Raw genomic sequence first — 24,614 nt, forward strand, 5'->3', positions numbered from 1 at the left:
CATCGCCATGCCAACTATTAACGAGATCCTCAACACCATGGACTACGGCCCCGCACCAGAAAGCCAGAAAGAAGCGCAAGCGTGGCTGGACCAGCGTTCCCGCAAATTCGGCCTGTTCATCGACAACGCGTGGACCGAGCCGGGCGAAACCTTCCCGTCCTATAACCCGGCCGATGGTTCCCAGCTGGCCGAACTGACCCCAGGGCACGGCTGCCGACGTGGACCGCGCCGTGCAGGCCGCACGTGCCGCGCTGCCGGGCTGGCAGGCGCTGGGTGGCCATGGCCGCGCAAAGATCCTGTACGCGCTGGCGCGCCTGATGCAGAAGCATTCCCGCCTGTTCGCCGTGCTGGAAACCCTGGACAACGGCAAGACCATCCGCGAAACCCGCGATGCCGACCTGCCGCTGGTGGCCCGTCACTTCTACTACCACGCCGGCTGGGCCCAGCTGCTGGACGAAGAATTCCCGGCGCACCGCGCCGTGGGCGTGGTTGGCCAGATCGTACCGTGGAACTTCCCGCTGCTGATGCTGGCGTGGAAGATCGCTCCGCCCTGGCGGCCGGTAACACCATCGTCTTCAAGCCGGCCGAATTCACGCCGCTGAGCGCCATGCTGTTCGCGGACATCTGCGTGCAGGCCGGCGTGCCGGCAGGCGTCGTGAACATCGTGACCGGCGACGGCCGCACCGGCGAAGCCATCGTCAAGCACGAAGGCATCGACAAGCTGGCCTTCACCGGCTCCACCGAAGTTGGCCGCATCATCCGCGAAGCGACCGCCGGCACCGGCAAGAAGCTGTCGCTGGAACTGGGCGGCAAGTCGCCCTTCATCGTCTTCGAAGATGCGGACCTGGACGCCGCTGTCGAAGGCCTGGTCGATTCGATCTGGTTCAACCAGGGCCAGGTTTGCTGCGCAGGTTCCCGCCTGCTGGTGCAGGAATCCGTGGAAGAACGCTTCCTGGCCAAGCTGAAGACGCGCATGGATAATCTGCGCCTCGGCTCCCCGCTGGACAAGTCGATGGATATCGGCGCCCTGGTCGATCCTATCCAGCGCCAGCGCATCGCGGGCCTGGTGGAGTCGGCGCGCAGCGAAGGCTGCGAGGTTTACCAGCCGGCCGGCTGCGAGCTGCCTGCTTCGGGCTCCTGGTTCCCGCCGACCCTGATCACCGGCGCCTCCACGTCGGCCGCCGTGGCGCAGGCCGAGATCTTCGGCCCGGTGCTGGTGGCGATGAGCTTCCGCACCCCGGCTGAAGCCGTGCAGCTGGCGAACAATACCGTGTACGGCCTGGCCTCCTGCGTGTGGACCGAGAACATCTCGCTGGCGCTGGACGTGGCGCCTGCCATCAAGGCCGGCGTGGTGTGGGTCAACACCGCCAACCAGTTCGACGCTTCGTGCGGCTTCGGCGGCTACAAGGAATCCGGCTATGGCCGTGAAGGCGGCCGCGAAGGCATGTTCGAGTACCTGGTGCCTGTGTCGGAAGACGCGCGTCCTGCCGCGCCGGTATTCGAGAAGCCGGTCAAGGCCAAGGCAACACAGACCATCGCTGCCGATCCGTTCGCGATCGACCGCACCGCCAAGCTGTACATCGGCGGCAAGCAGGCCCGCCCGGACGGCGCCTACTCCCGCGCCATCCATGGCGTGGACGGCAAGTTCATCGCCGAAGTGGGCGAGGGCAACCGCGAAGACATCCGCAACGCCGTGGAAGCTGCCCACAAGGCAACCGGCTGGACCAAGGCGACCGCGCATAACCGTGCGCAGGTGCTGTATTACATCGCCGAGAATCTGGCCGCCCGTGGCGAGGAATTCGCAGCCCGCATCGCGGCCCAAACCGGCACCAAGAATGCCGAAAAAGAAGTGCAGGCATCCATCGAACGCCTGTTCTACTGGGCCGCATGGGCGGACAAATATGACGGCCTGGCGCACCAGCCGCCGATGCACGGCATCACCGTGGCGCTGAACGAAGCGATCGGCGTGATCGGCATCGTGTGCCCGAACGAGAATCCGCTGCTGGGCTTTATCTCGCTGGTGGCTCCGGCCATCGCCGTGGGCAACCGCGTGGTGGCTGTGCCTTCGGAAGCGCATCCGCTGTCGGCAACCGATATGTACCAGGTGTTCGATACGTCGGACCTGCCGGGTGGCGTGGTCAATATCGTCACCGGTTCGGCCGATGAACTGGCGCGCACGCTGGCTGCTCACTCGGACGTGGACGCCGTGTGGCGCCACGACGGTTCGGCCGAAGGCTGCGCCGAGGTGGAGAAGCTGTCCCGCAGGTTCGCTGAAGCGCACCTGGACCGGCGGGGCCAAGGGCCGCGACTGGTTCAGCACCGCACAAGCGGGCGGCCGCACTGTGCTGGCGCATGCTTCGCAGGTTAAAAACATCTGGATTCCGTACGGCGTTTAAAACCCACGGCGTAAAGCAGGTGGCTGCCACATCGTGGCAGCCACCAGTTCAGCCTTGGGTTTAATAAGCAGCCAACGACAAGTAGACCGAGAGAAAAACAATATGTACCTCCCCCAGGAAATCATCCGCAAAAAACGCGACGGCGGCGCCCTGAGCGCTGAAGAAATCCAGTTCTTCGTCAAAGGCATCACGGACAACAGCGTCAGCGAAGGGCAGATTGCCGCGCTGGCGATGGCCGTCTTCTTCAACGACATGAACATGGACGAGCGCGTAGCCTTCACGCTGGCCATGCGCGACTCCGGTGAAGTGCTGAACTGGAAGGACCTGAACCTGCCAGGCCCCGTGATGGACAAGCACTCCACCGGCGGCGTGGGCGACGTGGTCAGCCTGATGCTCGGCCCGATGATCGCCGCCTGTGGCGGTTTCGTGCCGATGATTTCCGGCCGTGGCCTGGGCCACACCGGCGGCACGCTGGACAAGTTCGACTCCATCCCCGGCTACTCCACCGTTCCAACCAACGAGAAGTTCCGTGAAGTGGTCAAGGACGTGGGCGTGGCCATCATCGGCCAGACCGCGAGCCTGGCCCCATCCGACAAGCGCTTCTACTCGATCCGCGATGTCACGGCGACGGTGGAATCGGTGGCCATGATTACCGGTTCCATCCTGTCCAAGAAACTGGCGGCGGGCCTGGACGTGCTGGCGATGGACGTAAAAGCGGGTTCCGGCGCCTTCATGCCGACTTATGAGAAATCCGTTGAACTGGCCGAGTCCATCGTCAAGGTGGGCAATGGTGCGGGCACGCTGACGTCGGCCCTGCTGACGGACATGAACGAATCCCTGTCCCCATGGGCAGGCAATGCGCTGGAAGTACGCGGCGCGATCGACTACCTGACCGGCAAGTTCCGTCCGGCGCGCCTGCACGAAGTGACGATGGCGCTGTGCGCCGAGATGCTGGTGCTGGGCAAGCTGGCCGCGAACGAGGCGGACGCCCGCGCGAAGCTGCAGCATGCGCTGGATTCCGGCGAGGCGGCCGAGCGCTTTGCGCGCATGGTGCGCGCGCTGGGCGGTCCTGCTGACCTGGTGGAGAACATGGACAAGCATCTGGAGAAGGCGCCTATCGTGGTACCGGCTCCGGCGCTGCGTTCCGGCTACGCTGCGCAAACCGTGTGCCGCGATATCGGCCTGGCCGTGGTCTCGCTGGGCGGCGGCCGCAAGCGCCCGACCGATGCGATCGACTTTGCGGTTGGACTTACTGATCTGGTGGAACTGGGGCAGCCGGTGCAGGCCGGCCAGCCGCTGGCCATGGTGCACGCGCGCACGCAGGCCGCGGCCGAGCAGGCGGTGCGCGAGATCCAAGCTGCGTATACGATCGCCGATGCGGCGCCTGCTGCCAACCCTATCGTCTACCGTACGATCCGTCCTTAGAACCCACGGCAAGGACAGGTGTCTGACACGATGTGTCGGACACCAGGGTTACGCCGTTGGTTTTAAAAGGAGCAAGCAAATGAATAACGAACAGCTGATAGAAGAAGCCAAGGCCGCGCGCCTGAAGGCCTACACGCCATACTCCAACTTCAAGGTTGGCGCCGCGCTGCTGACCAGGGACGGCAAGGTTTTCCACGGCTGTAACGTGGAAAACGCCTCCTATGGCCTGTGCAACTGCGCCGAGCGCACTGCCTTCTTCAGCGCCGTCGCGCATGGTTATAAGCCGGGCGATTTCGACAAGCTGGTCGTCGTCGGTGAAACGGATAAGCCGATCGCTCCTTGCGGCGCCTGCCGCCAGGTCACGCTGGAGATGGGCGGCAACGACCTGCCCGTGGTGCTGACCAACCTGAAAGGCGATATCCGCGAAACGACGGCGGCCGAGCTGCTGCCGGAAGCCTTCGGTGGCTGGGACTTGAAGAAGTAAATGAAGCGTACGATCGACGTTCAGGCGGCGGTGGCCATTGCGGCCTCCGAAGCCATCGCAGCCAAAACGCAGGGCACCTTTGGTGTCGGCGGCGTGATGCTGGACCAGCACGGCAACGTGTTGAAGTCGCTGCACAACAACGTCATCAAGCATGGCCTGATCTATGACCCGACCGCGCACGGCGAACGCCAGCTGATCGACTGGTACTACGCCGAACGCGCCAAGGGCCGCGAGCTGCCGCCGCCGGAAGAGATCACCATCGTGACCTCGCTCGATCCTTGCGCGATGTGCACGGGCGCGATCCTGTCCGGCGGTTTCAACGTGGTCGTCGCCGCGCCGGACCAGAAGGCAGGCATCAACTACAACGGCTCCGCCTTCTTCCCCTCGCTGCCGTCGACACTGCAACCGCAGGCGGAAGCGACATTCTCCTATCCGGCCGTGCTGGGGACTTCGTCCTACGCGCGGCGTGGGGCGGGGGCTTCGCCCAAGCCCTTCTTCATCGGCAAGACCATCGCCGAGCCGACGCAGGCGCTGTGCTCACTGGTGTTCGAGGCCACGTCCACCGGCGTGATGGATCTGTTCAACATCGACCCGCCGCAGCAAGAACTGAAGGACCCGTCCACGCTGCCGGAAGACCATCCCATCGTACGCGCGCTGAAGCGCACCTTCCCGGATGCGCTGACCTACAAGTGCGAGCCGCGCCGTCCCGATGCGGGCCTCGCGCCCTACCTGCAGGCGGCGCGCACGCGCGACAAGGGCATGGCAGGGCGCGGCGATGCCGTGGCCCTGCTGGATTCCTTCGGCAACCTGATCCTGTGCAGCCACGGCCGCCACACGCATTCGGGCATCCGTACAGCGTTCATGGAGTGCACGCGCGCTTATGCGCAGCTGCGCTACAAGCTGATGGAGGGGGCGGATGCGCAAACCCAGGCCGAGGTACGCCAGTATCTTGGCCACCCGAAGGATGGCACCTTCGTGTTCGCGCTGGGGCCGGACGAAAGCGCCCTGAGTTTCATGAACCTGGGCGCTTATGGGTCGACCATGGAGGGGGCGCTGCCGGGCAATAATCCGGATCAGTTCCAGTATGTGGTGCCGGGGATGGCCGAGGAGCAGCTGCACGCGCTGTGCGGACGCATGCCGCCCTTGTATCGGAATCTGATCAGGATTCGCCCGGTGCAGGTGGCCGACCGGGCGTTGATCGAGGCATTGGACGCGTAGTCGGTCCGCATGCACGGCGGATCAATGATCCGCCCTACGCCGTGTTGGCCCGTCGACGCCACGTAATTCCGCCAATATTGCGTAGGGCGGATCGTTTGATCCGCCGTGCGTGATTATTGGTGGCTTTCGAACGAGGCCGCGGTATCCATCTGCATCATGCCGAAGATATTCCCGTCCGGGTCCTTGGCATAAGCCAGCCAGCCCACGCCCGGCACCGGCATCTTGGGCACGGCGATCACGCCGTTGAGTGACTTCAGCTGCTCCAGCGTCTTGTCGAGATCCTCGACATCCACCGTGCAGACAAACGCATTCACGCTCGCTCCTTCTTCCGGGCGTGGTCCGCGGCGCGGCAGCAGGCCGCCATTGATGCCGGGCTGGCCCACCTCGCCGGTGCCGACCAGCCAGTAATCGCCGCCTTCCCATTTGCTGAAGCTCCAGCCGAACATGCCGGCGTAGAAATCGATCAGCTGCTGCGGGTCCGATGCCTGGATCTCGAAGTGAACGGTGCGTCCCATTATTTAGTTCTCCCAAGGGTCATAAGTGCCGATGCTCCACACGTGGCCTTCCGGGTCGCGGCAAGTGAAACCGCGTCCGCCGTAGTCCTCATCTTTCAGCTCCATCACGATAGGTGCACCCGCCTTCACGCAGCGTGCATGCACTTCATCCGCATCGCGCACCACGAGGTAGGCGCTCTGGGTGACGAAGCCGCCGATCTGGGCCGGCTGTTTCATCAGCTGGCCATATTCCGTATCGAAAATAGAGCTTAGCATGACCATGCCGTTGCCGTAGGAAAGCTGGGCGTGGGCGATGGTGCCGTCTTCATTGGGGACTACTAGGGTGGGTTCAAATCCCAGCGTTTTGCACAGCCACTCGATGGCTGCCGGCGCATCGCGATAGCGCAGGCAAGGCATGATGGTCGCGCGTGTTTGCTTTGGAATATTCGTCATGATTCTCTCCCTGATGTTGGTGTTCGGGACGCGGCTGTCAAAACAATATAGTCCAGCACAGGAGAGGGAGCAAGCGGGCGCGAGTAGTCTACATTTGCTGGAATAAATGAGTGTTTCCGCGGCTGACTTCCAGCTCCTCAGGGAAGTTGCGTACCCTGACCATTTGCCGCCCGCGCAGGTCGCGCGTGACCTCGGCAATCGCGTCCACGCGCACCAGCGTAGAGCGGTGGATGCGCCAGAATTCATTCGGATCGAGTTCTTCTGCAAGTTCTTTCAAGGTCTTGCGGATCAGGACTTCGCCCTGCAGCGTTTGTACACGCGTGTACTTTTCATCGGCGCGGAAAAACAGGATTTCGCGCGTGCTGATCATGCGCAGGCTGTTGCCCACCTGGGCCTGGACCCAGTGCAGGTATTCACGGTCCGGCTTGCCCGTGGTCTGGCGAATCAGCTGGCTTAGCTGTTTCTCGATATTGTTCGGTTGCTTGCCGAGCCGGGTCTGCAGGCGGCCGCAGGCCAGCTTCAGGCGATCGGCGTTGACGGGCTTCAGCAGATAGTCCAGCGCCCCCTGTTCGAAAGCTTCGATCGCGTACTGGTCGTAGGCTGTGATGAAGACGATGTGGCAGCGGTTGAACAGCATGCGCGCCGCTTCGATGCCGGACAGGCCGGGCATGCGGATGTCGAGGAAAACGATATCCGGCTGGTGCTTGCCGGCCAAGGCGATGGCTTCGATGCCGTTCGCCGCTTCGGCTACGATGGTCAGCTCGGGCCAGACTTCGGACAGCCGCTTGCGCAGCATGTCGCGCATGGGTTCTTCATCGTCGGCGATGATGGCGGTGGCGGCAGGCTGGCTCATAGCGGCTTGGCGAAGATATCGGGGGCGAACGGCAGGCGGATGATGGCGCGGCAGCCGCCCTCCAGCGGAGTTTCGATGGCCAGCGAGGCGCGGTTGCCGTACAGGAGCTTCAGGCGTTCGCGCACATTGGTCAGGCCCACGCCATCGCCTGCATAGAGATTGAAGCCGACGCCGTCATCCTGCACTTCGACCTGCAGGACGTTGTTATCCATGCTGGCGCGGATGTCGATGCGGCCGCCCTCGATCTTCGGCTCGAGGCCATGCTTGATCGAGTTCTCGATCAGGATCTGCAGCGTCATGGCGGGGAAGGTGGCGCTTTCCAGTTCCGGCGGCACGTCGATGGAGACGGCCAGGCGCGATTTCATGCGCGCCTGCATGATGGCCAGGTAGGAGCGCGACATCTGGATCTGCCGTCCCAGCGTGCCATTGCCGCGCGAGCGCATCTGCGGCAGGGTGGAACGCAGGTATTCGATCAGGTGGGTGTGGATCTTGGCCGCTTCGGGCGGATCGGTTTCGATCAGCTGTCCGATCAGGGCCAGGGTGTTGAACAGGAAGTGCGGTTCCACCTGGGCCTGCAGCGCGGCCATCTGGGCTTCCACCAGGCGGCGCTCCAGCGTTTCCGTGCCCGCCTGGGCGGAAGCCTTACGTGCCTCGATTTCCGCCTTGCGCTTGCCGCCGGCCAGGATTTTCAGGCCCAGCGAAATGAAGATGAAGAAGCCCGCCTGGCGCGGATGAAGCAGCGGCGTGGCGGACAGCAGCAGGGCCAGCACCCACGTGACGACCAGCTGGCGCATCGGCACCTGTGCCAGCCAGTCGAAGAAGCTCCACCACATCAGGCTGGCGGTTTCGCCAACCTCGCGGACAAAGCTCAGCGCATTGCGGGTACGGCCTCCCATTGCTTACCCCTCGGTGTGATTCTTGGAGACGTGCTTGGCCGCGAACAGGCCGATGGCCAGCTTCACGATCAGGATAGCCACGAACAGTGTGAGCGCCAGTGGCAGGATGGTCAGGAACAGCGCGACCACGACGCACATCGCCAGCAGCGCCGGCCAGGACATGCACTCCAGCGTGCGCACGATATGGCGGCCGATGGCCAGGAAAGCATCCGTCACTTCGTTGACGGTTTGCTTGAAGGTCTTATTGATCGTTTTCATCGTTTGCTCCATGTTAAGCGATGGTGCAACTCTACCCCCGGCGCCTTTCCGCGCCTACGGCTTTCCGATGAAGCGTTGACTGGAGGGGTTGACCTGCGGCGAAACGGGGATGAACGGTGATGGCCCCACGCACTACTCTTGCATCCACGGTAACTTCTTCCAGTCGCTGCGCAGCAGGCCATAGATGTCGCTGTGGCAGATTTCCCCGTTCACTATCCAGCGTTCGCGCAGGTGGCCTTCCTTGATGAAGTGCAGGCTTTGCAGCAGCCTGGCCGAGGCGTGGTTGCGCGGGTCGATATCGGCCTCGATGCGGTGCAGGTCCAGTTCCTCGAAGGCGTATTCGATCAGCGCGGCCAGCGCTTCCTGCATCACGCCCTTGCCCCAGCTGGCGCGCGCCAGCATGTAGCCGATATCGCAACGGCGGTTTTGCTTGTCGAATTTGTACATGTTCGCAACGCCGGCCAGGGCGCCGTCCAGCTCGATTCCCATGCGCAGCATGCTGCCGTCCGCGTCGCCCGCCTGGCCGGCGGCCACATAGGCTTCGCCCTGTGCAGGATCGGTCCATGGACCCGAGCTCCAGTAGCGCATGGCTTCGGGATCGGCGAACATGGCGTACAGCGCCGGAGCGTCGGCGGAGGCGAGTGGGCGCAGCGTGAGGCGCGGCGTAAAGATCAGCATAGACGGGCAAAACAAATGTGATAGATTTCACAAGTCTAAACCAACCCGGGAGTGATCATGCAGCTTGGCGCTTTTTCCGTGAGTTTGAATGTCAGCGACATCAAGGCTTCGCGCGAGTTCTATGCGAAATTCGGCTTCAGGGATTTCGGCGGCAATATCGAGCAGAACTGGCTGATCATGAAGAATGGCGACACCATCATCGGCCTGTTCCAGGGCATGGTCGAGAAAAACACGCTGACCTTCAATCCCGGCTGGGACAGCAACGCCCAGAACGTGCCAGGCTTCACCGACGTGCGCCAGTTGCAGCGCGAACTGGAAGGTCAGGGCGTGCAGCTTTCCGCGCGCGCCGATGAATCGACCACCGGCCCGGCCTACTTCATCGCCATCGACCCGGACGGCAATCCCATCCTGGTCGACCAGCACGTCTAAGGCTTGATGCCCAGCGCGGAAAGCACGAGTTTGAGCAGGGTGTCTTCCGCATCCTGGTAGTCTTGGGGCTGCAACTGCTCGCGGCCGAGGACCAGCGCCATCTGGGCGGCAAAGTCGGCGTAGGACTGGGTCATAGCCCAGATGGCGAACAGCAGGTGGGTGGCGTTGATCGGCGCAATCTTGCCGGCCGCGATCCAGCGCTCGAACAGTTCGATATCCTTGCGCACGATGGGCACCACGCGCTCGCGGATCTTGTCGCCGTAGAGCTGAGCGCCGCCAATGACTTCCATCGCATACACGCGCGAAGCGCAGGGCTGCTCGCGCGAGAAAGCCAGCTTGGCCTGGATGTAGGCGCGCAGCACATCCTGCGGTTCCTTGTCCGGATCGGCGAGGTGGCTCATGCGCTCCAGCCAGTCATCCAATACATCGTCCAGCACGCGGCGGTACAGGGCCTGCTTGCTGGGTAGTAGTACATCAGGTTCTGCTTGGAGAGTCCCGCGTTTTCCGCAATCGTAGCGATGGACGTGCCCTCGTAGCCGCATTCGGCAAACACGCGCACCGCTTCGGCGGCGATGTCCGCCTCCAGCCGGTCGCGGTTCATCACGCGGCGCAATTTAGCTGATGCCATGGGCACTCCTTACCGTTGCGAGGAAATTGAGCAGCTGCGGATCGTCACTGTACGCCACATTGAAGCGGAACCAGATCGACGGGCTTTCGCGCAGCATGAAGAATTCGCTGGGCGCCAGCAGGATGCCGGCCTTCAGCGCCAGGTCGGCCACCAGCTTGCCGTTCCAATCGGGGCTGGGCGCGTCCGGCCAGCCGGCGCTGACGAACATGCCGCCGCGCGGGCGGGCAATCGGCGCCATGCCCACGCCGCGCAACACTTCGATGGTGCGCTCGCGTCCTGCTTCGAGCTGGCCGATCAGCTTGTCCACCGTGCGCTTGTAGGGCCGCGCCGTGATCGCATGGTAGACGGCGCGCTCGTTCACTTCCGAAGTCGTGAGCCCGGCCAGCATCTTCACGCGCACCAGCTCGGGCAGCAGGGAGTGCGAGGCGCAGATGGAGCCTACACGCAGCACCGGCGACAGTGTCTTGGAGAAGCTGCCGACGCGGATTACGCGGCGCAAGCCATCCATCGCCGCCAGCGAGGCTTCTCCGCGCGCCGTGAGCTCGCGGTAGATATCGTCCTCCACCAGCCAGAAGTCGAACTGCTCGGCAAAGCCCAGCAGGCGGTGGGCCTGGGCCTGCGTCAGCGAGGTGCCAAGGGGATTCTGCAGCACCGTGTTCACGAACATCAGCTTGGGCTGGGCGATCTTCGCCTGGGCGGCGAGATAGTCCATGTCCAGCCCTTGCTCGCCGCGCGGGATGCCGACCACATTGCAGCCGTGGTGGCGGATCAGCGACAGCAGGTTGCTGTACACGGGATCTTCGACGAAGACCGTGTCGCCGGGCCGCGTCAGCGTGCGCAGGATCAGGTCGAACGCATGGGTGGCCCCGTGCGTGAGCAGCACCTGTTCGGCTTCCAGCGGGAACAGGTCTTCGGACAGGGTCGCCGCCATGTACTGGCGCAGGCTGGGGAAGCCGAGCGGATGGCCGTAGCCGCGCAGGCGCGTGGAGGGAATGCGCATGGCGTGGCGCACGGCGTCCAGGATCGTGTCTTCGCCATACCACTCGGGCGGTAGCCAGCCGGCGCCGACGGGCAGGGCTTCGGACGCGCCGGAATAGAGTTCGGGCGTGAGCGCATCGACCGCGGCGGGACTGGCGGCCAGCGCGGCCGGCGCCAACAGGGCGGGGAGATCCTGGCGCGCAACAAAATATCCGGAACCGCGGCGCGAGGAAAGCAGGCCCAGCGTGACGAGGCGGTCATAGGCTTCGACCACTGTAAAGGTGCTGATGCCATTACACTTCGCGAACTGCCGCACCGACGGCATTTTCGTGCCAACGCGCAACTCGCGGCTGCCGACCATGGCGCTGATGGCGTCAACGATCTGGTCCACAAGGCTGCCCTTGCGTGCCCTCTCGATTGCCAGCACCGGCCAGCCGGGCTGTTCAACGCTATCGCCTTGCATCATGGATTCTCCGCAACGGCCAACTGTACTGATTATGTCACCTGTACGGTTGGATGGTTTCCGCGTATGTGTATATGTGCCATAGTTATCTTGCTGTCTATTATTGCATCATGATTTTGCCAGTTGGTAAAGTTTTTTGAGCATCGTAAAAACCAAATGCGAAACCTGGTGGCTGCCACCGCGTGGCAGCCACCCAGCCCGCGCCGCCGACCAGGTGGCTGCCACATCGTGGCTGCCACCAGGGGTTAATGGTTCAAAAGGAGAATAGACAAATGAACGAGTCCAGGCCCGAGTCAATGGCATCCTTCTGGATGCCCTTCACGAACAACCGAGACTTCAAAGCCAGCCCGCGTTTGCTGGCCTCCGCCGAAGGCGTGTACTACAAGGATGTGGACGGCCGCCCTATCCTGGACGGTACGGCAGGCCTGTGGTGCGTCCCCTGCGGCCACTCCCATCCGAAGGTCGTGGCCGCTGTACGAGAAATGGTCGGCCAGCTCGATTTCGCCCCAACTTTCCAGATGGGCCACCCGGCAGCCTTCGACCTCGCCGAAAAGCTGATGGACTACACGAATCACAAGTTCGGCCACGTTTTCTACACCAACTCCGGCTCCGAATCCGTGGACACCGCGCTGAAGATCGCACTGGCCTACCACCGCGCGCGCGGCGAAGGCAGCCGCACGCGCCTGATCGGCCGCGAGCGCGCCTATCACGGCGTCGGCTTCGGCGGCATCTCAGTGGGTGGTATCGCCGGCAACCGCAAGCCCTATGGCGCCATGCTGCCGGGCGTGGACCACCTGCCGCACACGCACAATATCGAAAAGAACGCCTTCTCGCGCGGCGAGCCTGAACATGGCGCCAACCTGGCCGATGAACTGGAGCGCATCGTCACCCTGCACGACGCCTCGACCATCGCCGCCGTCATTGTGGAACCGGTGGCCGGCTCCACCGGTGTGCTGATACCACCGAAGGGCTACCTGAAGCGCCTGCGCGAAATCTGCAGCAAGCATGGCATCCTGCTGATCTTCGATGAAGTGATCACGGGCTTCGGCCGCCTCACCACGCCGTTCGCCGCCGACTACTTCGACGTCGAGCCGGACATGATGACCACGGCGAAAGGCCTGACCAACGGCACGATCCCGATGGGCGCCGTGTTCACCAAGAAGTTCATCCACGACGCGTTCATGGATGCGCCGGCCGGCATTGAACTCTTCCACGGCTACACCTATTCCGGCCACCCGGTTGCCTGCGCGGCCTCGCTGGCCACGCTGGATGTATTCAACACCGAAGGCATCCTCGATCACGCAAAGGAAATCCAACCCTACTGGGAAGACGCCGTCCACTCGCTGAAAGGCTCGCCCAACGTGATCGACATCCGCAGCATCGGCCTGGTGGCAGGCATTGAACTGGCGCCGGCGCCCGGCAAACCGGTAGGAGCGCGCGCCTATGCCGCGTTCAAGAAGGCATTCGCGGAAGAGGGCATCCTGATCCGCACCACCGGCGACATCATTGCGCTGTCGCCACCGCTGATCTTCGAGAAGAAGCACATCGACGAACTGTTTGGAAAGCTCGCGAAGGTCTTGAAAGATCTAGATTAGAGGAGACTAACCATGTTGGTAGGCGTACCGAAGGAAATCAAGAATCAGGAATCGCGCGTTGGCCTTACCCCGGCCAGCGTAAAAGAACTGACACTCCGCGGGCACCAGGTGCTGGTGCAACACAACGCGGGCGCAGCCATCGGACTGACTGACGAAATGTATGTGGGCTCCGGCGCAACCATAGTTGATAAGGCGGAGGAAATCTTCGCGCGCGCCGAGATGATCGTGAAGGTGAAGGAGCCGCAGGCGCAGGAATGCGCGATGCTGCGCCCCAACCAGATTCTCTACACTTACCTGCATCTCGCCCCCGATCCTGAACAAACCAGAGCGCTGGTGCAATCCGGCGCCGTGTGCATCGCTTACGAAACCATCACTGGCGCGAGCGGCGGCCTGCCGCTGCTGGCGCCGATGAGCGAAGTGGCGGGGCGCATGTCCATCCAGGCGGGTGCTGCCCACCTGGAGAAATCCAAGGGCGGCATGGGCCTGTTGCTGGGCGGCGTGCCCGGCGTAGCGCCCGGTCATGTGGTCATCATCGGCGCCGGCGTGGTCGGCACCAATGCCCTGCAGATTGCAGTCGGCATGGGTGCGCGCGTGACGGTGCTGGACAAGAACGTGGACCGCCTGCGCCAGCTGGATCTGATCTTCGGCAACCGCATCCAGACCATGTTCTCCAACGCGCACACCATCGACGATGCCGTGACCGATGCTGACCTGGTGATAGGCGGCGTGCTGGTGCCCGGCGCTGCGGCGCCCAAGCTGGTCACACGCAGCATGATTTCGCGCATGAAGCCTGGCTCGGTGGTGGTGGATGTAGCGATCGACCAGGGCGGCTGCTTCGAGACTTCGCGTCCCACCACGCATGAAGACCCGACCTTCGTGATCGATGGCGTGATTCACTACTGCGTGGCGAATATGCCGGGCGCCGTGGCGCGCACTTCGACCTTCGCGCTGAACAACGCCACCATCGGCCATGCGCTGGCGCTGGCGGACAAAGGCTGGGGCAAGGCCATGAAGGCCAATCCCCACCTGAAGAATGGACTGAATGTATGCCAGGGTCATGTCACCTATGAAGCGGTGGCGCACGCCCTTGGCTATCCCTATGTGCCGGCAGATTCCCTGCTGGGCTGACTGGAAGAGAAAATGAGAGACATCGACACCATTACCCATTTCATCAACGGCGCCAAGGTCGATACGGCCGGCGGCCGCTATGGCGACGTGTTCAACCCCGCGCTGGGCGAGCCCGTCGCGCGCGTGGCGCTGGGCACGTCGGAGGAAGTCGATGCGGCTGTGCAGGCGGCCGAAGCGGCTTTCCCGGCATGGGCAGCCACGCCGCCGCTGACCCGTGCGCGCGTGCTGTTCAAGTATCTGCAGCTGTGCCATGAGCACACGGAGGAATTCGCGGCCATGCTGACCCGCGAGCACGGCAAGACCTTTGCCGATGCCAAGGGCGAAGTGGGGCGCGGCATCGAGATGGTGGAATTCGCCGTCGGTATCCCGCAGATGCTGAAGGGCGAGTTCACCGACCAGATCGCGCGGGGCATCGATGCATGGTCGATGCGCCAGCCGCTGGGTGTGGTGGCCGGCATCACGCCGTTCAACTTCCCTGTGATGGTGCCGATGTGGATGTTCCCGGTCGCTATCGCCTGCGGCAACACTTTTGTGCTGAAGCCGTCCGAACGCGACCCTTCGCCCTCGCTACTGCATGCGAAGCTGCTAAAGGAAGCGGGCTTGCCGGATGGTGTGTTCAATGTAGTCCAGGGCGACAAGGCGGCGGTGGATGCGCTGCTCGATCACCCGCTGGTACAGGCCATCAGCTTTGTCGGCTCCACGCCGATCGCCGAATACATCTACACGCGCGGCACAGCGCACGGCAAGCGCGTGCAGGCGCTGGGCGGCGCCAAGAACCACATGGTGGTGATGCCCGATGCGGATATGGACATGGCGGTCGACGCGCTGATGGGCGCGGCCTACGGTTCGGCGGGGGAGCGCTGCATGGCGATCTCCGTTGTCGCCGCTGTCGGCGATGCGGCGGATAAGCTGATGGGCGCACTGAAAGAGCGCACAGCTGCACTGAAAGTGCGCGACGGCATGGCGTCCGACGCGGAAATGGGGCCGGTGGTCACGTCCGCCGCCAAGCAGCGCATCGAGCGCCTGATTGGCGAAGGCGTGGAGCAGGGCGCGACGCTGGTGGTCGATGGCCGCAACTACAGCGTGCCGGACCGCCCCAACGGCTTCTTCATCGGCGGTACGCTGTTCGACCACGTCACGCCGGATATGACGATCTACAAGGAGGAGATCTTCGGCCCGGTGCTGTGCGTGGTGCGCCTGCCCGATATCGCCACCGCTGTGGACCTGATCAACAAGAACGAATACGGCAACGGCGTGGCCGTGTTCACGCGCGATGGTGGCGTGGCGCGCGAATTCGTGCGCCAGATCCACGTCGGCATGGTCGGCGTCAACGTGCCGCTGCCGGTGCCGATGGCCTTCAACAGCTTCGGCGGCTGGAAGCGCAGCCTGTTCGGCGACCATCATGCGTATGGACCCGAAGGTGTCCGCTTCTACACGCGCCACAAAGCCGTGATGCAGCGTTGGCCCAACACCGCCAGCGCTGGCGCGCAATTTGCATTCCCGCAAATGAAATAGATTGAACACGGCTCAGTCGAGACGCGTAGGGCGGATCATTGATCCGCCATTGCATGAACAGTGAGGAAGACAAAAATGATCGAGTCACTAAAATTCATCCCCCAGCCGAAGTCAACGAACGAAGAGCTGGCCACCCACTTCACCGACCTCGCGCCGCCTTTGAATGCAAGGCAGGCGGCGATCGAAAGCGCCCGCTGTCTCTACTGCTACGACGCCCCCTGCACGCGCATCTGCCCCACCGGCATTGACGTGGCAAGCTTCATCCGCAACATCCACGAAAAGAACGTGAACGGCGCCGCCGTCGGCATCCTGCAGCAGAACATCCTAGGCGGCAGCTGTTCGCGCGTCTGTCCCACCGAGATCCTGTGCGAGGACGCCTGCGTGCGCAACCACGACGCCGAAGGCCAGCCCGTGAAAATCGGCCTGCTGCAGCGCTACGCCCTCGACAACTGTAAGCTGGATGGTCACCCCTTCCAGCGCGCTCCCTCCACCGGCAAGAAAATCGCTGTTGTGGGCGCCGGCCCCGCTGGCCTCTCCTGCGCCCACCGCCTGGCGATGCTGGGCAACGACGTCGTCATCTACGAAGCCCACGAGAAATCGGGCGGCCTGAATGAATACGGCATTGCGAAATACAAACTAACCGACAATTTCGCGCAAAAGGAAGTGGACTTCCTGTTAGGCGTGGGCGGCATCGAAATCCGCCACGGTCAGAAACTGGGCACGAACGTCCAGCTGAAAGACCTGCACGCGCAATACGACGCCGTCTTCCTTGGCCTAGGCCTGGGGGCCAGCCGCCAGCTGGGACTGACCGGCGAGGATGCGCCCGGCCTGATGGCCGCCGTCGATTACATCGCCGAACTGCGCCAGGCCAGCGACCTGGCTTCGCTGCCCGTTCCCCGCCGCGCCATCGTCATCGGCGCCGGCAACACGGCCATCGACATGGCGGTGCAAATCCAGCGCCTGGGCGCGGAAGAAGTCACGATGGTCTACCGCCGCGGCTTCGACGATATGAGCGCCACCCATCACGAACAGGACATCGCCAAGGCCAACCAGGTGCGCATGCTGACCTGGGCCCAGCCGCAGCAAGTGCTGCTGGACGAATCCGGCCGCGTGCGCGGCATGCGCTTCGAGCGCACACGCCTCGAAGGTACGCGCCTGGTGGGCACCGGCGAATCCATCGAGATCGCGGCGGACGCCGTGTTCAAAGCGATTGGCCAGGGCATGGACGCGGCGGCACTGGCAGATCCGCTGGCCGTGCTGCTGAAGCGCGACGGCGACAAGATCCAGGTGGACGAACAATTCCGCACTGTCCTGCCGGGCATTTATGCAGGCGGCGACTGCGTGGCGCCGGGCCAGGACCTGACCGTGCAAGCCGTCCAGCATGGCAAGCTCGCCGCGCTGGCAATCCATTCCGATATCCAGGCCAAAGGAGGTGCATGATGGCTGACCTGAGCATTAACTTCTGCGGCATCAAGGCCCCGAACCCGTTCTGGCTCGCGTCCGCGCCGCCGACCGACAAGGCTTATAACGTGATCCGCGCCTTCGAAGCAGGGTGGGGCGGCGTCGTGTGGAAAACGCTGGGCGAAGATCCGCCGGCAGTTAACGTGTCCTCGCGTTATTCGGCCATCTACGGCAAGAACCGCGAAGTCATTGGCTTTAACAACATCGAGCTGATTACCGACCGTCCGCTGCAGATCAACCTGGACGAAATCACGGCCGTGAAAAAGGCGTGGCCGGACCGCGCGATGGTCGTATCCCTGATGCTGCCCTGCGAAGAGCACTATTGGGCGACGATGCTGCCGCTGATCGAAGCCACCGGCGCGGACGGCATCGAGCTGAATTTCGGCTGCCCGCACGGCATGCCGGAGCGCGGCATGGGCTCGGCCGTGGGCCAGGTGCCGGAATACGTGGAGCAGGTCACCGCGTGGTGCAAGAAGCACACGAAGCTGCCCGTGATTGTGAAACTCACGCCGAACATCACCGATATCCGCCGTCCCGCGCGCGCTGCGCAAAAGGGCGGGGCGGACGCTGTCTCCCTGATCAACACCATCAATTCCATCACTTCGATTGACCTCGACCGCATGGTGGCGCTGCCGGCCGTCGGCGCGGCCAGCACGCACGGCGGCTATTGCGGTTCGGCCGTGAAGCCGATCGCGCTGAACATGGTGGCCGAGATCGCGCGCGACATCGAAACGAAAGGCTTGCCTATCTCCGGCATCGGCGGCATTTCCAGCTGGCGCGACGCGGCCGAATTCATTGCGCTGGGCGCGGGCACGGTGCAGGTTTGCACGGCGGCCATGCTGCACGGTTTCCGCATCGTCGAGGAAATGAAGGATGGCCTGTCGCGCTGGATGGATTCGAAGGGCTACAAGACGCTGGAAGACTTCCGCGGCAAGGCGGTGCCCAACACCACCGACTGGAAGTACCTGGACATGAACTTCAAGACCGTGGCCCACATCAGCCAGGACGACTGCATCAAGTGCGGCCGCTGCTACGTGGCCTGCGAGGATACATCCCACCAGTCCATCTTCCAGCTGATCGACGAAGCGAGTGGCACGCGCACCTACAAGGTCAATGAACAGGAATGCGTGGGCTGCAATTTGTGCGAAATCACCTGCCCGGTGCAAGGATGCATTACCATGGTTCCGCAGCAGACCGGTAAGCCATACATGAACTGGACCCAGGACCCGCGCAACCCGCGCGCGGAAACCGCCAAAGAGGTCAGCGCAGCCAGCTGATCTCCCACGAGGAGAGCATCGGTGAGCAACGATAGTCCGCATCTGTGGAATGAAGACCTGGCGCCGACAAGCGCCGCACAGCGCACCTGGCGCTGGTATCACTTTGCTGCACTCTGGGTGGGGATGGTCATGTGCATCCCCGCATATACCTTGTCGGCCAGCCTGATCGAAGGCGGCATGTCCGCCTACCAGGCGGTACTCACCGTCTTCCTGGCCAATACCATTGTGCTGCTGCCGATGCTGGCGATCGGGCACGCGGGCACCAAGTACGGCATACCGTATGCGGTGCTGGCGCGTGCCTCCTTTGGTACCACCGGCGCACGGCTGCCTGCGCTGATGCGCGCCATCGTGGCCTGCGGCTGGTATGCCATCCAGACCTGGTTCGGCGGTTCGATGATCTATACGCTGCTGGGCGTGGCGATGGGGCAGGAAATTGGGGGCTCGAAGCTGCCGGGGCTCGGCATCAACGTGGCGCAGCTGGCGTGCTTCCTTGCGTTCTGGGCCATCCAGTTCTATTACATCGTGCATGGCATGGACGCGATCCGCAAGCTGGAAACCTATACGGCGCCGCTGAAGATCCTGATCTGCTTCGTGCTGCTGTACTGGGTCTACCAGAAGGCCGGCGGTTTCGGCCCGCTGCTGTCGCAACCCTCGCAATTCGTAGAAGGCGGCAAGAAGGCCGGCCAGTTCTGGCCCACGTTCTGGCCTTCGCTGACGGCCATGGTCGGCTTCTGGGCCACGCTGGCGCTGAATATTCCCGACTTCACCCGCTTCGCGCATTCGCAGCGCGACCAGATCCTGGGCCAGTCCGTCGGCCTGCCCGTGCCTATGGGCTTGCTGGCCGCGCTGGCGGTGATCGTCACTTCCGCCACCATCATCCTGTACGGCAAGGCGATCTGGGATCCGGTGGACCTGGCGAGCCGCATGACCGGCGTGGCCGTGCTGGTGGCGCTGATCATCCTGCTGATCGACACGGTCAGCGTGAACCTGGCCGCGAACCTCGTCGGGCCGGCCTACGACTTTTCCGCGCTGGCGCCAAGGATGATCAGCTACCGCACCGGCGGCTACATCACGGCCGGCATCGCGCTGGTGATGATGCCCTGGAAGCTGCTGGAAACCACGCAGGGCTATATCTTCACCTGGCTGATTGGCTATTCCGCGCTGCTGGGGCCTATCGCGGGCGTGCTGATCGTCGACTACTACCTGGTCCGCAAGACGGAGCTGAAAGTCGACCTGCTGTACGCGCATGAGGGCGAATATTCGTACACCAACGGCTGGAACACCGCAGCGCTGCTGGCCTTCGCGCTGGGCGTGGCGCCGAATATTCCGGGCTTCCTGAACGCTGCATTCCCCGAGTCCTTCCCCAATGTGGGCGAGGGCTTCAAACTGATCTACACCTACGCCTGGTTCGTCGGCATCGCCATTTCGGCCCTCGTGTACGGCATTCTGATGAAGGGCAGGGCAGCCGCCGCGCTGGATACTGCTCCCCAATCCCGAGGAGGCGCACTATGACGACCATTATCCGTGGCGGAACCGTTGTGAATGCGGACCGCGCATTCCGTGCCGATGTGCTGTGCGAGGGCGACAAGGTCGTCGCCGTCGGCCCCAATCTCGATGCGCCCGCCGGCGCGCAGGAGATCGATGCGGGCGGCCAGTACGTGATGCCGGGCGGGATCGACCCGCATACGCATATGAACCTGCCGTTCATGGGCACGGTCACGCAGGACGATTTCTTCACCGGCACCGCCGCGGGCCTTTCGGGCGGCAACACCACCATCATCGATTTCGTGATCCCCAACCCGCAGCAGTCGCTGATGGAGGCTTACCACCAGTGGCGCGGCTGGGCTGCGAAGGCGGCTGGCGATTACAGCTTCCACGTCGCCGTCACCTGGTGGTCCGACCAGGTGGATGAAGACATGGGCACGCTGGTGCGCAACCACGGTGTGAACAGCTTCAAGCATTTCATGGCCTACAAGAACGCCATCATGGCCGATGATGAAACGCTGGTGCGCTCCTTCCGCCGCGCGCTGGAGCTGGGTGCGATTCCGACCGTGCACGCCGAGAACGGTGAGCTGGTATTCCAGTTGCAGAAGGAACTGATGGAGAAGGGCATCACCGGACCGCGCGCCCATCCGCTCTCGCGCCCGCCCGCCGTGGAAGCGGAAGCGGCCAACCGCGCCATTGCCATCGCCAATGTGCTCGGCACGCCGCTGTACATTGTTCACGTCTCCTGCAAGGAATCGCTGGACGCCATCACCCGCGCCCGCGCAGCCGGCCAGCGAGTCTATGGCGAAGCGCTGGCAGGGCATCTGATCGTGGACGACAGCGTGTACGAACACCCGGACTTCGACTATGCCGCCGGCCACGTGATGAGTCCCCCCTTCCGCAGCAAGGAGCACCAGAAGGCACTCTGGCAGGGGCTGCAAGGCGGGAACCTGCACACGACGGCGACCGACCACTGCACCTTCTGCGCCGAGCAGAAGGCGGCGGGACGCAATGACTTCACCAAGATTCCGAACGGTTGCGGCGGCGTTGAAGACCGCATGGCCGTGATCTGGGATGCGGGCGTCAACAGCGGCAAGCTGACACCGTCCGAATTCGTGCGCGTAACATCGACCAATGCGGCGCAGATCTTCAATATCTACCCGCGCAAGGGCCTGATCGCGCCGGGATCGGATGCCGATATCGTGGTGTGGGACCCGGAGGGTACGCGCACAATTTCGGCGAAGACCCAGTTCGCAAAAGGCGGCTTCAATGTGTTCGAAGGCCGCACGGTCAAGGGTATCCCAAGCACCACGGTGGCGGCGGGCAAGGTCGTCTTCCATCGCGGTGAATTGATGGCGGTTGAAGGCGCGGGGCGCCACGTCGACCGTCCGGCATTTGCGCCCGTCACGGCGCGCTAAGGAGCAGAATATGAGCGAACTACGCATCAACGGCGGGCGCCTGTGGGACTCGCTGATGGAACTGGCGAAAATCGGCGCGACGCCGAAAGGCGGCGTGAAGCGCCTGACGCTGACGGACCTGGACAAGCAGGGCCGCGATCTCGTCACCGGCTGGGCGCGCGATGCGGGCCTGTCGATCACGGTCGACCAGATCGGCAATGTCTTCATGCGCCGCGACGGCCTGGATAATTCGCTGCCGCCGATCATGACGGGCAGCCATATCGATACGCAGCCCACCGGCGGCAAATTTGATGGCAATTACGGCGTGCTGGCAGGCCTGGAAGTCGTGCGCACGCTGAACGACAAGGGCATCAAGACGCGCGCGCCGATCGAAGTCGCGTTCTGGACCAACGAGGAAGGCTCGCGCTTTGTGCCGGTGATGATGGGCTCCGGCGTATTCTGCGGCGCTTTCACGCTGGAGCATGCCTACGCGGCGAAGGATATCGAGGGCAAGACCGTGCGCGATGAGCTGGCGCGCATCGGCTATATGGGCGATGAAGTGCCCGGCCAGCATCCTATTGGCGCTTATTTCGAGACGCATATCGAGCAGGGGCCGGTGCTGGAGGATGCGGACAAGGTGATCGGCGTAGTGCCGGCGGTGATGGGCCTGTCCTGGTACGACTGCACCGTGACGGGCATGGAGGCGCATGCGGGCCCGACGCCCATGCATTTGCGGAAGGATGCGATGCAGGTGTCCACGCGCATCATCCAGGAAGTGGTTGCCATCGCCAACCGCTATCCGCCGTATGGACGCGGCACGGTGGGCATGATGCAGGTCTTCCCCAATAGCCGCAATGTGATTCCGGGGCAGGTGAAGTTCAGCGTTGACTTGCGCAATGTGAACGATGAGTTGCTGAACAAGATGCACGAGGAGATTTTGTCCTTTGTGGACAAAACCTCGGCCGAAACGGGGCTGGATGTGAAGATCGAGCGGGTGTCGTATTACCCGCCTTGCCCTTTCCATCAGGATTGCGTGGGCGCGGTGCGCCGAGCGACCGAATCTCTTGGCTATTCAACGATGGATGTCGTCTCCGGCGCCGGGCACGATGCGATCTACGCCGCCCGCGTGGCGCCGGCCGGGATGATTTTCGTGCCGTGCAAGGATGGCATCAGCCATAACGAGATCGAGGACGCGAAACCGGAGCACCTCGAAGCCGGGTGCAACGTGTTGTTGCACGCAATGTTGTCCATGGCCGGCCGTTGATCGGAATACGCCGCGGCCCGGCGCGCATCGGATTGACCCGGAACGCGTCGTAGGGCGGATCATTGATCCGCCGTCTGCCTCCCCGCCCGCAACGCGTCCACCAATTCACGGGCGTACCCGGGCAACGCCGCGTAATCGCGCACGCAAACCAGCTGCCGGCGCTTCGCCCACGCATCATTCAACCGCACCGCCTTGAGAACCTTCGCATCGCGCGACCGCGACACGGCCGACTCAGGCAGCACGGCCACGCCATTCCCCATCGCGACCATCCTGCACACCGCATCAAACGTCCTCACCCGCACGCGATACCGGAGCCGCGCCCCAAGCTGCGTCGCCTGCTCACCAAGATAGCGTTGCAGCGCGCTCTCGCTCCCAAGTCCGATAAACTCCTGCTCCAGCACATCGGCAAAGACCAGCGACGAACGGCGCGCAAGCGAATGCCGTGGCGCCACGGCCAGCACCAGCCGATCCTCGCGAAACACTGAAGACTCCAGTCCGCTGCTGTCCACCGCATCGGTGACGATGCCGATATCCGCCAGCTCGTCGCGCAGCGCCTGCACTATCTCGCGGCTGGGACGCTCCTCCAGGTCCACATTCACCTGCGGATGGCGCGCCATGAAGTCGGCCAGCGGGTCCGGCAGCGATTCCGTCAGCGCGGAGGTATTGCACATCAGTCGCACGTGCCCCTTCAGGCCCGTCGCATAAGCCCCCAGGTCCGCGCGCAGGCGCTCCATCTGCTGCGTGATCGTGCGCGCGTGATGCAACAGCGTGCGGCCCGCATCAGTAGGCTCGACGCCGCGGCGGCCACGCAGCAGCAGCGGCACGCCCAGCGCATCCTCCATGCCGCGGATGCGCGCACTGGCGGACGCCAGCGCCATATGCGTCTGTTCGGCGCCGGCTGTGATGCTGCCGGTTTCAGCTACACGGAGGAATAGTTTCAGGTCGGTCAGGTCATATCGCATGTCGTGCTCCAGCCTTCGGATTGGACGAAGGCAGGGAAAGTATATTCCACATTTTCAGCTTGCGCCGGTGCTGGCAGACTGCCCCTCATGGACACGACACACATCATCTACATCGGCGCCGTTTTCGTGCTTGCGGGCATAGTAAAAGGTGTTACGGGCATGGGCCTGCCGACGGTCGCAGTCGGCTTGCTCAGCCTTTTCATCCCGCCGCTGGAGGCGGCGGCGCTGATGATTGTGCCTTCGCTTTTATCGAATGTATGGCAGCTGTCCAGCGGGGCGCCCGTTTATCCGCTGTGGCAGCGCCTGCGGCCCATGCTGGTGGCGATCTGGATCGGAACGCTGGCCTGCGGAGCTGCGTTTGCGGCCATGGGCGAAGCGCTGGGCGGCAGCGGGGCCAACCTCACGCTGGGCGCTGCGCTGGCCGTGTATGGCGTGATGGGATTGCTGTCCGTGCGCTTCAGCGTTCCCGCGGGGTGCGAGCGCTGGCTGTCGCCGGTGATGGGCGTGCTGACCGGGGCGCTCAGTGCGGCCAGCGGCGTGTCCACGCTGCCGTCCGTACCCTATTTGCAGGCGCTTGGATTTAGCCGCGATGAACTGGTGCAGGCGATGGGGCTTGCTTTTACGGCGGCGACGTCGGCGCTGGCGATTTCGCTGGCCATGCACAATGCGCTGCCGGCGAGCGTGGCTGGGGGATCGTTGCTGGCGCAGTTTCCGGCGATGGTTGGGATGTATGTGGGACAGCGCTTGCGCAAGCGGATGGATCCGGTGGTTTTTCGGCGCTGCTTTTTTGTGACGCTGATTGGGCTCGGCGTTCAGTTGCTGCTTGCTTAAAACCCAAGGCAGAGACTAGTGCCTGCCACATCGTGGCAGGCACTTG

At 63.5% G+C, this 24,614-nt stretch carries 23 protein-coding genes and 1 pseudogene; 14 read left to right on the forward strand and 10 right to left on the reverse strand.

Features of this window, described 5'->3' with window-relative positions:
• The first annotated feature begins 7 nt into the window (after positions 1–7).
• The 4 genes and pseudogenes from ACHMW6_RS04775 to ACHMW6_RS04790 all read left to right on the forward strand — a co-directional run bounded on the left by ACHMW6_RS04775 (position 8) and on the right by ACHMW6_RS04790 (position 5,523).
• Positions 8–2,396, forward strand: a pseudogene (locus ACHMW6_RS04775) (aldehyde dehydrogenase family protein).
• A gap of 102 nt (positions 2,397–2,498) precedes the next feature.
• Positions 2,499–3,821 carry a thymidine phosphorylase gene (gene deoA, locus ACHMW6_RS04780; RefSeq protein ID WP_395406001.1) on the forward strand — a complete coding sequence of 441 codons (1,323 nt, stop codon included), beginning with the start codon at positions 2,499–2,501 and terminating at the stop codon, positions 3,819–3,821.
• A 79-nt stretch (positions 3,822–3,900) separates the two neighbouring features.
• Complete coding sequence (locus ACHMW6_RS04785; protein ID WP_395406003.1) at positions 3,901–4,305, forward strand: cytidine deaminase; 405 nt, start codon at positions 3,901–3,903, stop codon at positions 4,303–4,305.
• Positions 4,306–5,523, forward strand: coding sequence for a nucleoside deaminase (locus tag ACHMW6_RS04790; RefSeq protein WP_395406005.1), 1,218 nt, complete (start codon positions 4,306–4,308; stop codon positions 5,521–5,523).
• Between the two features lie 113 nt (positions 5,524–5,636).
• Here ACHMW6_RS04790 and ACHMW6_RS04795 read toward each other — a convergent pair whose 3' ends face one another.
• The 6 genes from ACHMW6_RS04795 to ACHMW6_RS04820 form a co-directional block, all read right to left on the reverse strand.
• On the reverse strand, positions 5,637–6,038 hold the full coding sequence (locus ACHMW6_RS04795) for a VOC family protein (protein WP_395406007.1): 402 nt from the start codon (positions 6,036–6,038) through the stop codon (positions 5,637–5,639).
• Positions 6,039–6,041: 3 nt separating this feature from the next.
• Complete coding sequence (locus tag ACHMW6_RS04800; protein WP_395406009.1) at positions 6,042–6,470, reverse strand: VOC family protein; 429 nt, start codon at positions 6,468–6,470, stop codon at positions 6,042–6,044.
• Between the two features lie 88 nt (positions 6,471–6,558).
• Entirely contained in the window at positions 6,559–7,323 is a 765-nt protein-coding gene (locus ACHMW6_RS04805; protein ID WP_395406011.1) for a LytR/AlgR family response regulator transcription factor, read from the reverse strand.
• The gene (locus ACHMW6_RS04810; protein ID WP_395406013.1) at positions 7,320–8,219 is read right to left on the reverse strand and encodes a sensor histidine kinase; all 900 of its coding nucleotides are present in this window, start codon (positions 8,217–8,219) and stop codon (positions 7,320–7,322) included. The genes ACHMW6_RS04805 and ACHMW6_RS04810 overlap by 4 nt, the downstream gene beginning before the upstream one ends.
• Positions 8,220–8,222: 3 nt before the next feature.
• Positions 8,223–8,477: a hypothetical protein gene (locus ACHMW6_RS04815; RefSeq protein ID WP_395406016.1), complete on the reverse strand. Its 255-nt coding sequence runs from the start codon at positions 8,475–8,477 to the stop codon at positions 8,223–8,225.
• A gap of 132 nt (positions 8,478–8,609) precedes the next feature.
• Complete coding sequence (locus tag ACHMW6_RS04820; RefSeq protein WP_395406018.1) at positions 8,610–9,155, reverse strand: GNAT family N-acetyltransferase; 546 nt, start codon at positions 9,153–9,155, stop codon at positions 8,610–8,612.
• 57 nt (positions 9,156–9,212) lie between these two features.
• On the opposite strand from ACHMW6_RS04820, the gene ACHMW6_RS04825 reads away from it, so the two are divergent.
• Positions 9,213–9,584, forward strand: a complete 372-nt coding sequence (locus tag ACHMW6_RS04825; protein ID WP_395406019.1) for a VOC family protein — start codon at positions 9,213–9,215, stop codon at positions 9,582–9,584.
• Here the strand turns inward: ACHMW6_RS04825 and ACHMW6_RS04830 are convergent.
• The 3 genes from ACHMW6_RS04830 to ACHMW6_RS04840 are packed head-to-tail and all read right to left on the reverse strand — an operon-like array spanning position 9,581 to position 11,656.
• Complete coding sequence (locus ACHMW6_RS04830; protein ID WP_395406020.1) at positions 9,581–10,006, reverse strand: TetR family transcriptional regulator C-terminal domain-containing protein; 426 nt, start codon at positions 10,004–10,006, stop codon at positions 9,581–9,583. The two genes, ACHMW6_RS04825 and ACHMW6_RS04830, sit on opposite strands and share 4 nt — an antisense overlap.
• Positions 9,982–10,212, reverse strand: a complete 231-nt coding sequence (locus ACHMW6_RS04835; RefSeq protein WP_395406021.1) for a TetR family transcriptional regulator — start codon at positions 10,210–10,212, stop codon at positions 9,982–9,984. Before ACHMW6_RS04835 ends, ACHMW6_RS04830 begins: the two co-directional genes overlap by 25 nt.
• The gene (locus tag ACHMW6_RS04840; RefSeq protein WP_395406022.1) at positions 10,199–11,656 is read right to left on the reverse strand and encodes a PLP-dependent aminotransferase family protein; all 1,458 of its coding nucleotides are present in this window, start codon (positions 11,654–11,656) and stop codon (positions 10,199–10,201) included. The genes ACHMW6_RS04835 and ACHMW6_RS04840 overlap by 14 nt, the downstream gene beginning before the upstream one ends.
• Before the next feature lie 269 nt (positions 11,657–11,925).
• Between ACHMW6_RS04840 and ACHMW6_RS04845 the strand changes: the two genes are divergently transcribed.
• From ACHMW6_RS04845 to ACHMW6_RS04880, 8 genes are all read left to right on the forward strand, one after another.
• A complete protein-coding gene (locus tag ACHMW6_RS04845; RefSeq protein ID WP_395406024.1) occupies positions 11,926–13,248 on the forward strand; it encodes an aspartate aminotransferase family protein in 1,323 nt (440 codons plus the stop codon).
• A 12-nt stretch (positions 13,249–13,260) separates the two neighbouring features.
• The gene (gene ald, locus ACHMW6_RS04850; protein WP_395406026.1) at positions 13,261–14,376 is read left to right on the forward strand and encodes an alanine dehydrogenase; all 1,116 of its coding nucleotides are present in this window, start codon (positions 13,261–13,263) and stop codon (positions 14,374–14,376) included.
• A gap of 12 nt (positions 14,377–14,388) precedes the next feature.
• Positions 14,389–15,891: a CoA-acylating methylmalonate-semialdehyde dehydrogenase gene (locus tag ACHMW6_RS04855; RefSeq protein ID WP_395406028.1), complete on the forward strand. Its 1,503-nt coding sequence runs from the start codon at positions 14,389–14,391 to the stop codon at positions 15,889–15,891.
• 75 nt (positions 15,892–15,966) lie between these two features.
• Positions 15,967–17,331 (forward strand): NAD(P)-dependent oxidoreductase, encoded by a 1,365-nt coding sequence (locus ACHMW6_RS04860; protein WP_395406030.1) that lies wholly within the window; start codon positions 15,967–15,969, stop codon positions 17,329–17,331.
• Entirely contained in the window at positions 17,331–18,629 is a 1,299-nt protein-coding gene (preA, locus tag ACHMW6_RS04865; protein WP_395408532.1) for an NAD-dependent dihydropyrimidine dehydrogenase subunit PreA, read from the forward strand. The genes ACHMW6_RS04860 and preA overlap by 1 nt, the downstream gene beginning before the upstream one ends.
• Before the next feature lie 21 nt (positions 18,630–18,650).
• The gene (locus tag ACHMW6_RS04870; protein WP_395406032.1) at positions 18,651–20,141 is read left to right on the forward strand and encodes an NCS1 family nucleobase:cation symporter-1; all 1,491 of its coding nucleotides are present in this window, start codon (positions 18,651–18,653) and stop codon (positions 20,139–20,141) included.
• Complete coding sequence (gene hydA / locus ACHMW6_RS04875) at positions 20,138–21,532, forward strand: dihydropyrimidinase (protein ID WP_395406033.1); 1,395 nt, start codon at positions 20,138–20,140, stop codon at positions 21,530–21,532. The genes ACHMW6_RS04870 and hydA overlap by 4 nt, the downstream gene beginning before the upstream one ends.
• Before the next feature lie 10 nt (positions 21,533–21,542).
• A complete protein-coding gene (locus ACHMW6_RS04880) occupies positions 21,543–22,775 on the forward strand; it encodes a Zn-dependent hydrolase (protein WP_395406035.1) in 1,233 nt (410 codons plus the stop codon).
• A gap of 59 nt (positions 22,776–22,834) precedes the next feature.
• On the opposite strand, the gene ACHMW6_RS04885 is transcribed toward ACHMW6_RS04880, so the two are convergent.
• Positions 22,835–23,737, reverse strand: a complete 903-nt coding sequence (locus ACHMW6_RS04885) for a LysR family transcriptional regulator (protein WP_395406037.1) — start codon at positions 23,735–23,737, stop codon at positions 22,835–22,837.
• Between the two features lie 87 nt (positions 23,738–23,824).
• Between ACHMW6_RS04885 and ACHMW6_RS04890 the strand changes: the two genes are divergently transcribed.
• On the forward strand, positions 23,825–24,568 hold the full coding sequence (locus tag ACHMW6_RS04890; RefSeq protein ID WP_395406039.1) for a sulfite exporter TauE/SafE family protein: 744 nt from the start codon (positions 23,825–23,827) through the stop codon (positions 24,566–24,568).
• The last annotated feature ends 46 nt before the right edge of the window (positions 24,569–24,614 follow it).

Origin of the sequence: Pseudoduganella sp. UC29_106, from assembly GCF_044055365.1 — a bacterium.
Classification (GTDB): domain Bacteria; phylum Pseudomonadota; class Gammaproteobacteria; order Burkholderiales; family Burkholderiaceae_D; genus Rugamonas.

Excerpts from the sequence above, each read along its gene's own strand:
- deoA (WP_395406001.1), top strand. The coding sequence starts at position 2,499 with ATGTACCTCCCCCAGGAAATCATCCGCAAAAAACGCGACGGCGGCGCC.
- ACHMW6_RS04785 (WP_395406003.1), top strand. The coding sequence starts at position 3,901 with ATGAATAACGAACAGCTGATAGAAGAAGCCAAGGCCGCGCGCCTGAAG.
- ACHMW6_RS04790 (WP_395406005.1), top strand. The coding sequence starts at position 4,306 with ATGAAGCGTACGATCGACGTTCAGGCGGCGGTGGCCATTGCGGCCTCC.
- ACHMW6_RS04795 (WP_395406007.1), bottom strand. The coding sequence starts at position 6,038 with ATGGGACGCACCGTTCACTTCGAGATCCAGGCATCGGACCCGCAGCAG.
- ACHMW6_RS04800 (WP_395406009.1), bottom strand. The coding sequence starts at position 6,470 with ATGACGAATATTCCAAAGCAAACACGCGCGACCATCATGCCTTGCCTG.
- ACHMW6_RS04805 (WP_395406011.1), bottom strand. The coding sequence starts at position 7,323 with ATGAGCCAGCCTGCCGCCACCGCCATCATCGCCGACGATGAAGAACCC.
- ACHMW6_RS04810 (WP_395406013.1), bottom strand. The coding sequence starts at position 8,219 with ATGGGAGGCCGTACCCGCAATGCGCTGAGCTTTGTCCGCGAGGTTGGC.
- ACHMW6_RS04815 (WP_395406016.1), bottom strand. The coding sequence starts at position 8,477 with ATGAAAACGATCAATAAGACCTTCAAGCAAACCGTCAACGAAGTGACG.
- ACHMW6_RS04820 (WP_395406018.1), bottom strand. The coding sequence starts at position 9,155 with ATGCTGATCTTTACGCCGCGCCTCACGCTGCGCCCACTCGCCTCCGCC.
- ACHMW6_RS04825 (WP_395406019.1), top strand. The coding sequence starts at position 9,213 with ATGCAGCTTGGCGCTTTTTCCGTGAGTTTGAATGTCAGCGACATCAAG.
- ACHMW6_RS04835 (WP_395406021.1), bottom strand. The coding sequence starts at position 10,212 with ATGGCATCAGCTAAATTGCGCCGCGTGATGAACCGCGACCGGCTGGAG.
- ACHMW6_RS04840 (WP_395406022.1), bottom strand. The coding sequence starts at position 11,656 with ATGATGCAAGGCGATAGCGTTGAACAGCCCGGCTGGCCGGTGCTGGCA.
- ACHMW6_RS04845 (WP_395406024.1), top strand. The coding sequence starts at position 11,926 with ATGAACGAGTCCAGGCCCGAGTCAATGGCATCCTTCTGGATGCCCTTC.
- ald (WP_395406026.1), top strand. The coding sequence starts at position 13,261 with ATGTTGGTAGGCGTACCGAAGGAAATCAAGAATCAGGAATCGCGCGTT.
- ACHMW6_RS04855 (WP_395406028.1), top strand. The coding sequence starts at position 14,389 with ATGAGAGACATCGACACCATTACCCATTTCATCAACGGCGCCAAGGTC.
- ACHMW6_RS04860 (WP_395406030.1), top strand. The coding sequence starts at position 15,967 with ATGATCGAGTCACTAAAATTCATCCCCCAGCCGAAGTCAACGAACGAA.
- preA (WP_395408532.1), top strand. The coding sequence starts at position 17,331 with ATGGCTGACCTGAGCATTAACTTCTGCGGCATCAAGGCCCCGAACCCG.
- hydA (WP_395406033.1), top strand. The coding sequence starts at position 20,138 with ATGACGACCATTATCCGTGGCGGAACCGTTGTGAATGCGGACCGCGCA.
- ACHMW6_RS04880 (WP_395406035.1), top strand. The coding sequence starts at position 21,543 with ATGAGCGAACTACGCATCAACGGCGGGCGCCTGTGGGACTCGCTGATG.
- ACHMW6_RS04885 (WP_395406037.1), bottom strand. The coding sequence starts at position 23,737 with ATGCGATATGACCTGACCGACCTGAAACTATTCCTCCGTGTAGCTGAA.
- ACHMW6_RS04890 (WP_395406039.1), top strand. The coding sequence starts at position 23,825 with ATGGACACGACACACATCATCTACATCGGCGCCGTTTTCGTGCTTGCG.